Origin of the sequence: Streptomyces graminilatus, from assembly GCF_001418565.1 — a bacterium.
Taxonomy (GTDB): Bacteria; Actinomycetota; Actinomycetes; order Streptomycetales; family Streptomycetaceae; genus Streptomyces; species Streptomyces graminilatus.
This window is the reverse complement of sequence record NZ_LIQQ01000130.1, coordinates 23,582-34,111: the sequence shown is the minus strand read 5'-3', so window position 1 is coordinate 34,111 and position 10,530 is coordinate 23,582. Positions and strand designations below refer to the sequence as shown.

The 10,530-nt window shown below is 67.7% G+C and carries 8 protein-coding genes; all 8 read right to left on the bottom strand.

Annotated elements, in window-relative coordinates:
• Positions 1–24: 24 nt before the first annotated feature.
• The 8 genes from AOK08_RS12700 to AOK08_RS12665 all read right to left on the bottom strand — a co-directional run bounded on the left by AOK08_RS12700 (position 25) and on the right by AOK08_RS12665 (position 10,479).
• Positions 25–1,611, bottom strand: a complete 1,587-nt coding sequence (locus tag AOK08_RS12700; RefSeq protein WP_241826931.1) for a pyridoxal phosphate-dependent aminotransferase — start codon at positions 1,609–1,611, stop codon at positions 25–27.
• A 235-nt stretch (positions 1,612–1,846) separates the two neighbouring features.
• Complete coding sequence (locus AOK08_RS12695; RefSeq protein WP_079053994.1) at positions 1,847–2,896, bottom strand: aldose epimerase family protein; 1,050 nt, start codon at positions 2,894–2,896, stop codon at positions 1,847–1,849.
• Positions 2,897–2,974: 78 nt separating this feature from the next.
• On the bottom strand, positions 2,975–4,216 hold the full coding sequence (gene mmsB, locus AOK08_RS12690; protein WP_055525620.1) for a multiple monosaccharide ABC transporter permease: 1,242 nt from the start codon (positions 4,214–4,216) through the stop codon (positions 2,975–2,977).
• Positions 4,213–5,763 (bottom strand): multiple monosaccharide ABC transporter ATP-binding protein, encoded by a 1,551-nt coding sequence (gene mmsA, locus AOK08_RS12685; RefSeq protein ID WP_055525619.1) that lies wholly within the window; start codon positions 5,761–5,763, stop codon positions 4,213–4,215. Before mmsA ends, mmsB begins: the two co-directional genes overlap by 4 nt.
• Positions 5,764–5,795: 32 nt before the next feature.
• Entirely contained in the window at positions 5,796–6,908 is a 1,113-nt protein-coding gene (chvE, locus tag AOK08_RS12680; RefSeq protein ID WP_198539254.1) for a multiple monosaccharide ABC transporter substrate-binding protein, read from the bottom strand.
• A gap of 231 nt (positions 6,909–7,139) precedes the next feature.
• Positions 7,140–8,108, bottom strand: coding sequence for a hypothetical protein (locus tag AOK08_RS12675; protein ID WP_055525617.1), 969 nt, complete (start codon positions 8,106–8,108; stop codon positions 7,140–7,142).
• 212 nt (positions 8,109–8,320) lie between these two features.
• Positions 8,321–9,325 (bottom strand): zinc-dependent alcohol dehydrogenase, encoded by a 1,005-nt coding sequence (locus tag AOK08_RS12670; RefSeq protein ID WP_055525616.1) that lies wholly within the window; start codon positions 9,323–9,325, stop codon positions 8,321–8,323.
• A complete protein-coding gene (locus AOK08_RS12665) occupies positions 9,322–10,479 on the bottom strand; it encodes a mandelate racemase/muconate lactonizing enzyme family protein (RefSeq protein WP_055525615.1) in 1,158 nt (385 codons plus the stop codon). The genes AOK08_RS12670 and AOK08_RS12665 overlap by 4 nt, the downstream gene beginning before the upstream one ends.
• Positions 10,480–10,530: the final 51 nt, after the last annotated feature.

Below are 10,530 nucleotides of genomic sequence, written 5' to 3'. Positions count from 1 at the left end.
TTCGTAGGTAGCGTCAGGTGTGTATCAGAGACAGGACTGCGGCTGCTGTGGGGCCTGCGGGGTCTGCGGTTGCATCGACTGCGGTTGTTGCTGCTGCTGTTGCTGTTGCTGCATGGGGGGCTGCTGCTGCATCTGCATGCCCCCGCCGTAGCTCTGCGGCGCGCTGCCGTAGGTCTGGGCGGTCATCGCCGCCGGCATCTGCATGCCGAAGCCGCCGGACTGCATCGCGGCGGGCATCTGCATCGGCATGGGGGCCGGAGCGGGGGCCGACATGGGGGTCGGCATCGGCGTGGGCATGGGCGTGGGCATCGGGGTCGGTGCCTGCATGCCGGTACCGGCTGCCACGGCCGGCGTCAGCCCCGGCATACCGGTACCGAGGGCCTGAGCGGCAAGGCCCGGCATACCGGCCCCGTTGGTGGCACTGACCAGCCGGTCCACCGCCGCCGTGCCCGAGCTGTAGCTGGTCCCGGCGCTCAGCTCGGGTACGGCGGCCCCCTTCCTGGTCCCGTAGAGCACCTGTTCCAGGCCGGACACCAGGCGACGAACGTCCACCTGGGGGCGCACCACGAGGCGCAGGAAGCGACTGGACGAACCGATCTTGTTGCCGCACTCGCGGACCAGGATGCGATGCTCGGTGAGCATCCGGTCCCGGACCACGGTGCCCTCGGCGCCGACGGGGAGGCGCACGAAGAGGAAGTTGCCCTGCGAGGGGTAGACCGTCAGGCCGGGCAGGGCGGAGAGCTGGCTCGCCATGTCGAGACGGTCACGGCGCACCTGCTGGAGGCTCTGCGCGTACTCCTGGCCGTGCTCCTTGAGCATGAACACCACGTACTCGGCGAAGGCGTTGAGGTTCCACTTCGGCAGCATCGAGCGGACCTTGCCCGCGAGCGAGGGGTTGGCGACCATGTAGCCGAAGCGGATGCCGTGCAGACCGAAGTTCTTGCCGAGGCTGCGCAGGACGATCACGTTGGGGCGGATCATCGCCTCCTGCACGACGCTCGGTTCGGCCTCCGCGTCGGCGAATTCCAGGAACGACTCGTCGATGATGATCAGGTCGAGGTCGGCCATCTGGTCCATGAACTGCACGAGCGCGTGCTTGTGCAGGAAGCCGCCGTCGGGGTTGTTGGGGTTGCAGACGACGGCGACCCGGGTGCCGCGCGCCCGGATGAACTCGGCGTACTGGTTGAGGTCCAGGGAGAAGCCGTTGGACTCCTGGAGCGGGAACATGTCGACCCGCTTGCCGGTCTCCATGGGCTGGTCGGTCCAGCGCCCGAAGGTGGGGACGGGCACGGCGAGGGACTCACGGACCAGCAAGTGGTCTATCCACGTGATCAGTTCGGTCGAGCCGTTGCCCATCGCCACTGCCTGCGGCGGCAGTTGGAGCAGATTGCACAGCTCGGCGGTGATCGTGTCGGCGCTGCTCGGGTAGTACGTGATGATGTCGCGCAGCCGCGCCGCCATGGTGTCCATCATGGCGGGGGTGGGGAAGTACGGGTTGCACGGGATGCAGAAGTCGACCGGGCCGGTCCCGTCGCTCTCTCGCGCAAGCGCAGCCATCGAGGGGCTGTGCGCCGCCGTGCTGCGAAAGAGCGAGGTGACGTTGTCGGCCATGGAACCTCCGTATGTGGCGGACCCGTTGGGGGAGGAGGACGGGTCCTCCAGCTCTGGGTGGCCCGTGCGGGGGAGCACGGGCCGATCCTCAATACGGATGATCGCGGGGCCCTGTTCAACCGTTGTGGTTTAGATGGGAAATTGTAAGACTTCTGTGAAGCCGGTCACTGCCACGCCGACGTGAGTGACAGTCCACGCCGACGTGAGTGACAGTCCACGCCGACGTGAGTGACTGTCACTCCGACGTGAACGAGTGGACCGTCGTCGAGCGGTATGTCTCGCCGGGGCGCAGCACCGTGGACGGGAAGTCCGGCCGGTTCGGTGAGTCCGGGTGGTGCTGGGTCTCCAGGCACAGGGCGTCCCCCTGGCGGTGGATGGCACCGCCGCTGCCGACGAGGGTGCCGTCGAGGAAGTTGCCCGAGTAGAACTGGAGGCCCGGCTCGGTCGTCGCGATGCGCAACGTGCGGCCGGACACCGGGTCCTTGAGGGTCGCCGCGTGTCGCGGAGTCGCCGTCACGCCCTTGTCCAGCACCCAGTTGTGGTCGAAACCCTTGGCGTACAGGAGCTGTTGGTGGGCGACGCGGAGATCCGCGCCGACCGTCTTGGGCGTACGGAAGTCGAAGGGGCCGCCCGCGACCTCGGTCAACTCGCCGGTGGGGATCAGGCCGGCGTCGACGGGGGTGTAACGGGAGGCGGCGATCTCCAGCTCGTGGGCGGCGACCGAGCCGCTGCCCTCGCCGGCCAGGTTCCAGTAGACGTGACTGGTCAGGTTGACGACGGTGGCCCGGTCGGTGGTGGCCTCGTAGTCGATGCGCCAGTCGCCGTCGTCGGTGAGGGTGTAGGTGACCTTCGTGGTGAGCGTGCCGGGGAAGCCCATCTCGCCGTCGGCGCTGGTGTGCCGGAGGATCAGGCCGAGATCCGTCCCCCTGGTGAACGGCTCGACGTCCCACACGGTCTTGTCGAAGCCCTCGCTGCCGCCGTGCAGGCTGTTGTCGCCGTCGTTGACGGACAGTTGGTACGCCGTCCCGTCCAGCGTGAACCGGCCCCCGCTGATCCGGTTGCCGTACCGGCCGATCAGCGCGCCGAAGTAGGGGCTCGCGGCGACGTACTCCTCAAGGGTGCCGAAGCCCAGCGAGACATTGGCGAACCGGCCCTCGGCGTCCGGGATCTCCAGGGACTGCACGATCCCGCCGTACGACAGGACCTTCAGCCGGGTCCCGCCGTTCTCCAGTGACCAGCGGTGGATCTCCGTACCGTCGGCGAGCTTGCCGAAGACTTCCTTCACAGCGTTCCTGCCTTACGGGAATGCCGAAAGGCCCCGCGGGCAGATTGCGTGCCCGCGGGACCCCACGACGAGAGATGACTACGAACCGACCTTGCGCTTGTTCCACACGTCGAACCCGACCGCCGCCAGCAGTACCAGGCCCTTGATGACCTGCTGCCAGTCCGTGCCGACGCCGACGAGGTTCATGCCGTTGTTCAGGACGCCCAGGACGAGACCACCGATGATCGCGCCGAGGACGGTGCCCACACCGCCGCTCATCGACGCGCCGCCGATGAACGAGGCGGCGATCGCCTCCAGTTCGAAGTTCAGGCCCGCCTTCGGCGAGGCCGCGTTGAAGCGCGCCGCGAAGACCAGACCCGCCAGCGCCGCGAGCATGCCCATGTTCACGAAGACCAGGAAGGTGACCTTCTTGTCCTTCACGCCGGACAGCTTGGCCGCCGGGAGGTTGCCGCCGATGGCGTAGACGTGGCGGCCGATGACACCGTTGCGCATGATGTAGCCGAAGCCGACCAGCAGCACGCCAAGGATGAGGAGAACGACCGGGGCGCCCTTGTAGCTGGCCAGGAGCATCGTGAAGGTCAGGACGGCCGCGCTGAGCGCCGCCAGCTTCACCGCGAACAGCTTGGCCGGCAGCACCTCCAGGTAGTACTCCGACTGCCGCTTGCGGTCGCGCACCTCCTGGAGGATCACGAAGCCGCACAGCGCGAGACCGAGCAGCAGGGTGAGGTTGTGGTAGTTGGTGCTCGGACCGATCTCGGGCAGGAAGCCGTTGGCGGTCTTCTGAAGGCCCTCCGGGAACGGGCCGAGTGTCTGGCCTTCGAGGAAGACCTCCGTCAGGCCGCGGAAGATCAGCATGCCCGCCAGGGTCACGATGAACGACGGCATGCCCGCGTAGGCGATCAGGAACCCTTGTGCCGCGCCCGCGGTGGCACCCATGGCCAGGCAGATCAGCACCGCGAGCGGCCACGGTATGTCGTTCTTGACCATCAGTACCGCTGCCACACCCCCGATGAACGCGGTGATCGAGCCGACCGAGAGGTCGATGTGACCGGCGATGATGACGATCATCATGCCGATCGCCAGGATCAGGATGTAGCTGTTCTGAAGCACCAGGTTGGAGACGTTGCGCGGCAGCAGCAGGTCGCCGTCGGTCCACACCGCGAACAGGGCCACGATCACGCCGAGGGCGATCAGCATGCCGTACTGGCGCATGTTGCTGCGCAGCCCGTCGACCAGCAGCCGCAGCAGGCCGTCGGCGGCGGCCCCGCTCTTCCCCGCCGGCGCGGGGGCCGGCGTCTTGGCGGTCACATCCGTGCTCATCGCGTTACCTCTTTGTCCTTCGTCATCTGACGCATCAGCGATTCCTGCGAGGCTTCCGCCCGCGAGAACTCACCGGTCAGCCGTCCTGCGGCCATGGTGTAGATGCGGTCGCACATGCCGAGCAGCTCCGGCAGCTCGGAGGAGATGAATACGACCGCCTTGCCCTCGGCGGCCAGTTTGTCGATGACCGTGTAGATCTCGAACTTGGCGCCCACGTCGATACCGCGCGTCGGCTCGTCCATGATCAGCACGTCCGGACCCGTGAAGATCCACTTGCTGAGGACGACCTTCTGCTGGTTGCCGCCGGACAGCCGGCCCACCCGCTCGAAGACGGTGGGTGCCTTGATGTTCATGGACTTGCGGAAGTCCTCGGCGACCTTGCGTTCCTCGTGGCTGTCGACGACACCCCGCTTGGACACCTTGTCCAGCGCGCTGAGCGAGATGTTGCGGCCGATGGTGTCGTCGAGATTCAGCCCGTAGTGCTTGCGGTCCTCGGTGACGTACGCGATGCCGTGCGCGACCGCCTGCGGGACGGTCTTCGTACGGATCTCCTCGCCGTCCTTGAGGACCGTGCCGCCCGCGTAACGGCCGTACGTCCGCCCGAAGACGCTCATCGCGAGTTCGGTGCGGCCGGCGCCCATCAGGCCCGCGATTCCCACGATCTCCCCGCGCCGCACGGAGATTGACACATCGTCGACCACCTTGCGCTGCTGGTCGATCGGGTGGTGGACGGTCCAGTTGCGGATCTCCAGGGCCGGTGCCGCGCCCGCGTCCGCGTCGTGCGGGGTGCGGTCGGGGAAGCGGTGGTCGAGGTCCCGGCCGATCATCCCGTTGATGATCCGCTCCTCGGAGGTCTCCTCGGCCTTCACATCGAGGGTCTCGATGGTCCGGCCGTCCCGGAGGATCGTCACCGAGTCGGCGACCTTCCGGATCTCGTTGAGCTTGTGCGAGATGATGATGGAGGTGATGCCCTGTTCCTTCAACTCCAGGATCAGGTCGATGAGTTTGCCGCTGTCCTCGTCGTTGAGCGCGGCCGTCGGCTCGTCCAGGACGAGCAGCTTCACCTCCTTCGACAACGCCTTCGCGATCTCCACGAGCTGCTGCTTGCCGACGCCGATGTCCGCCACCCGGGTCGAGGGGTGGTCCTCAAGGCCGACCCGGCGCATCAGCCGGGTCGCGTGCTTGAGCGTCTCGTTCCAGCTGATGACGCCACCGCTGGCCTGCTCGTTGCCGAGGAAGATGTTCTCCGCGATGGACATGTACGGCACCAGGGCCAGTTCCTGATGGATGATCACGATGCCGCGGTGCTCACTGGCCCGGATGTCCTTGAAGGAGACGACCTCTCCCTCGAAGAGGATGTCGCCCTCGTACGTGCCGTGCGGGTGGACGCCGGAGAGGACCTTCATCAAGGTCGACTTGCCGGCGCCGTTCTCCCCGCAGATGGCGTGGACCTCGCCCTGACGGACGGTCAGAGTGACGTCCGACAGCGCTTTTACGCCGGGAAAGGTCTTGACGATCGAGCGCATTTCCAGGACGGGTCCCGCCATGGTCGTGCCTGCCAATCTCTGGGAAGCGGGGGTTACTTGAGGTCGCCGGCCTTGATGTAGCCCGAGTCGACGACGACCTTCTGGTAGTTGGTCTTGTCCACGCTGACCGGGGTGAGCAGGTAGGCGGGAACGACCTTCGAACCGTTGTCGTACGTCTTGGTGTCGTTGGTCTCCGGGGTCTTGCCCTTGAGCGCCGCGTCGACCATGTTCGAGGCCACCTTGGCGAGTTCGCGGGTGTCCTTGTAGACGGTCATCGACTGCTCGTCGGCGATGATCGACTTCACCGAGGCGACCTCGGCGTCCTGGCCGGTGACGATCGGCAGCGGCTTGTTCTTCGAGCCGTAGTCGTCCGACTTGAGGGAGGACAGGATGCCGATGGAGATACCGTCGTACGGCGAGAGCACCGCGTCGACGCGGGCGGTCTTGTAGGCCGCGGTCAGGATGTCGTCCATGCGCTTCTGCGCGGTGCCGCCGTCCCAGCGGAGCGTGGTGACCTGGGTCAGCGCGGTCTGGCCGGACTTGACGACGAGCTGCTTCTTGTCGATGTACGGCTGGAGGACCTTCATCGCGCCGCCGAAGAAGTACTTCGTGTTGTTGTCGTCGTTCGAGCCGGCGAACAGCTCGATGTTGAACGGGCCCTTCTTCGAGCCGTCCGCGAGACCGAGCTTCTGAAGGATGTAGTTGCCCTGGAGCTCGCCGACCTTCTCGTTGTCGAAGGACGCGTAGTAGTCGACGTTCTTCGTGCCGAGGATCAGGCGGTCGTAGGAGATGACCGGGATCTTGGCGTCGGCGGCCTGCTGGAGCACGTTGTTCAGCGACTTGTTGTCGATCGCCGCGACGATCAGCGCCTTGACGCCCTGCGTGATCAGGTTCTCGATCTGCGACACCTGCTGGTCGGGGTCGTCCTCGCCGTAGACCAGCGTGGTCTTGTAGCCCTTGGACTGAAGGTCCTTGACCACGTTGGCGCCGTCGGCGATCCAGCGCTCCGAGGACTTCGTCGGCATCGCGATGCCGATCGTCCCGCCCTCGGCGTCGGCCTTGTCCGACTTGCTGCCGCCCTCGCCGCTCTGGCCACAGGCGGTGAGGGAGAGGGCGAGAACGGCGGTGGAGGCTATGGCGGACAGTGCGGCTCTGCGAGTGCGCATGATCATCTTCCTTGATGTCGTGAGGCCAGGAGCGGTCCGGCGAAACGGGCGCCCGGTAGGCGGAGCGGGGCAAGACAGGTACAGGACAAGGCAGGTACAGGACAACTTAAGGACGGAAACAAGCCAGGGGGTTGGAACGGGAACAGACTCCGACGCGACTACGACGAAGTCGTGTCGCGTCGGAGTCTGTTCGACTGCGTCGCCTTTTGTGAAGGGGAGTTGTCCGTAACGTTATGCAGGCGTTTCGAACCGCTTGAGGTTTCCGGGCAGTCGCGAGCCCAGCGGAGCCATGTCGCCGTCCGCCCCGTGACGCGCCAGCAGGTCCAGGGCGAGCCGTCCGCGCCGCACCCGCTCCTTGGCCGTGTTCAGGGCCAGGTCACGCATGTGGTTGCCGTACGGGTAGATCCCCGGAGCCTTCGAGAGACCGAACTTCAGGTAGAGCGGCGCGCCGCGCCGGATCAGCTCGGCGACCTCGTACATCCGGATGTAGCCGCCGAGGTCGTCGGGCGCCTCGATGTACATGTCCATGGGGGCGCCGGAGACCCGCCGGATCTCGGTGAGGTGATCGAGCGTCAGATCGCTCGGCACGTTGATCGAGTCGCCGCCGAGGTTCTCGTACACGGCGTACGCGGCCGGGTTGACCGGACCGATCAGCGCCGACACCTTGAGCGTCGTCTCGGCCGGGATGATTCCGGCCAGCCGCGCCCGGTGCAGGGCCCACAGCACGCCCTCGTCGGCGACGAGCAGGCACTGCACACCCAGCTCGGTCGCGCGCACGGCGTCCTCGACGCACCCGGCGACCGCGTCGTGACCCCGGGCGCGCAGACCGCCGCCCTTGGAGTCGGTACGGGTGGAGCCGCCGATGTCCCAGGTGCCGCGCGGACCGGTGAACAGGCACAGCTCGATGTCACGCTCGCCCGTCGCCTCCACCATCTCGGTGATCTCGGCGTCGGTGAGCATCCAGATGCCGCTGCCCTGGCTGACCCGGTGGACCGGCACGTCGAGCCGCGAGGACTCCTTGAGGACGACGCCGAGCGCCTCGGGCCCCTCCACGGAGGGGATCTCGGTACGCCAGCGGCCGCCACCGGGGAAGGTGTGCGGGGAGGCGTCGGCGGGGTCGAGGGCGGGCGCGCCCAGGCCGAGCGCGGTGAGCGCCGGCTCTCCGGGGCGTCGGGCTTCTGAGGCGGTGGTGTCGGTCACAATCTGTCCTTCAGGATCGGTGGGTCCGGCGGTCTCGGCAGGTCCGCAGGCCCGGCAGGTTCGGCAAGTTCGACGTCTCGGACAAGGTTCGCGGCTCATGGTGCGCGGGACCGGCAGGACTGGCGGAACTGCCGGAATCCGCGCTGCTGTTGGTCGTACGCCGGTACGGGGGAGTCAGACGCCCCCGTACCGGCGTACCGCTCAGGGGTGTGTCATGGCCGCAGCAGGACTTTCCCGACCTTCGGGTCGCCCGACCCCACCAGCTCGATGGCCCGAGGGAACTCCTCCAGCGGCAGCTCGTGCGTGACCAGCGGCAGCGGGTCGAGGAGTCCGGCCCCGAAGACCCGTACCGTGTGCGCCCAGGCGTCCGGCGCCGCACCGAAGACGGTGTGCACCTCCAGCTGCCGTACGACGAGATCCGTCGGGTCGAGCCCGTCCGCGCCCGCCGCCGGGATCCCGGTGAGGACCAGCCGCCCGCCGCGCCGCAGCAGGGAGGCGGCGACCCGCGCCGCGTCCGCGGACCCGGCGGTCTCGATGACCACGTCGAAGTCGTCGGGGAGTTCCTGGTCCTTCGTGAGGAACTCCGTGGCGCCGAACTGCTTCGACAGCTCCGCCCGGTCCGGGCGCGATCCCACGACGAGCAGCTCGGACGGCGAGCCCGCCTTCAGGAACTGGATCGCGAACATGCCGAGCGTGCCCGTGCCCACCACGGCGACCCGCTCACCCGGAACGGCGTTCGCCTTGAGGGCGGCGGCGGCGATGCACGCGGCCGGCTCCAGCAGCGCCGCCGCCGTGAGGTCCGCGTCCTCGGGCAGCACGTGCAGCAGCCGCGCGGGCAGCGTCAGCGTGGTGGCCATCGCGCCGGGCTCGGTGAACCCGGTCTCCTCGTACCCGGCCGTGCACAGGGTGGTCTCGCCCGCGTGGCAGCGGTCGCACACCTGGCAGTTGCGGAACCCCTCGCCGACCACCTTGCGGCCCACGAGGCTCGCGGGCACACCGGTCCCGACCGCCGCCACCGTGCCGGACCACTCGTGGCCCGGCGTCAGCGGGTAACGGACGTACCCCTCGGGCCTGTTGCCCTGGTAGACCTCGCGGTCGCTGCCGCAGATCCCGGCGGCGTGGACCCGTACGAGGGCCTCACCGGCCTCCGGCTGCCGAGGCTCGTGCGGCACCAGCCGGTGCTCGCCCGGAGCCTCGATGACGACCGCGGTGCTCACTCGGTCCCCTTGGGCTTGCGCTGCTCCCAGCCCTCGGCCCACAGGTCGAAGCGGGCCTGCTGCTGCGGGAACTCCGCCGCCGCGTCCACGTCCAGCTCGACACCGAGGCCGGGCTTGTCGGAGAAGTGGAAGTAGCCGTCCACGACCTCCGGGGCGCCCGAGACGATCTTCTTGATCTCCGCGTCCGCGAAGTCGTTGAAGTGTTCGAGGATCTTGAAGTTCGGGGAGGTGAAGCCGACCTGGAGGGAGGCCGCGGTCAGCACCGGTCCGCCCACGTTGTGCGGCGCGACCAGCGTGTAGTGGGTCTCGGCGGTCGCGGCCAGCTTGCGGGTCTCCCAGATGCCGCCGATGTGGCCGACGTCGGGCTGGATGATGTCCACGGCCTGGCTCTCGAAGAGCTCCCGGAACTCGATCCGGTCGTGGATGCGCTCACCCGTGGCGACCGGGATGTCGACCTTGGCGGCGACCTTCTCCAGCGCCTTCAGGTTCTCCGGCGGGCACGGCTCCTCCAGCCACGCGGGCTTGAAGGGCGCCAGGTCCTTGGCGAGACGGATCGCGGTGGCCGGCGAGAAGCGGCCGTGCATCTCCAGCATCAGCTCGGCGTCCGGCCCGATGGCGTCGCGCACGGCCTCGATCAGGGAGACCGCGTACATGCTCTCGGCGTGGTCCAGCTCGAAGTGGCCGGTGCCGAAGGGGTCGATCTTGAGCGCCTTGTAACCGCGCTCCATGACGCCCTGCGCCGCCTTGTGGTAGGCCTCGGGCGTGCGCTCCGTGGTGTACCAGCCGTTGGCGTACGCCTTGACCTTGTCGGTGACCTTGCCGCCGAGAAGCTGCCAGACCGGCACGCCGAGGGCCTTGCCCTTGATGTCCCAGCAGGCCATCTCGATGACGGCGATGCCGGACATCACGATCTCACCCGCGCGGCCGTAGTCGCCGTACTTCATCCGCTTGACGAGGTCCTCGACGGCGAACGGGTCGGAGCCGAGAATGTGGTTGGTCTTCGCCTCGTGCAGATAGCCGAGCAGCGCGTCGGTGTGGCCCAGCATGCGGGTCTCGCCGACGCCGGTGAGTCCCTCGTCGGTGTGCACCTGGACGTAGGTCAGGTTCCGCCAGGGCGTCCCGACCACGTGCGTGCTGATTCCCGTGATGCGCACGGTACTCCCTCTGTCCTCTGTGGCCTGTTCGAGATTTCGTCACTTGTTCGA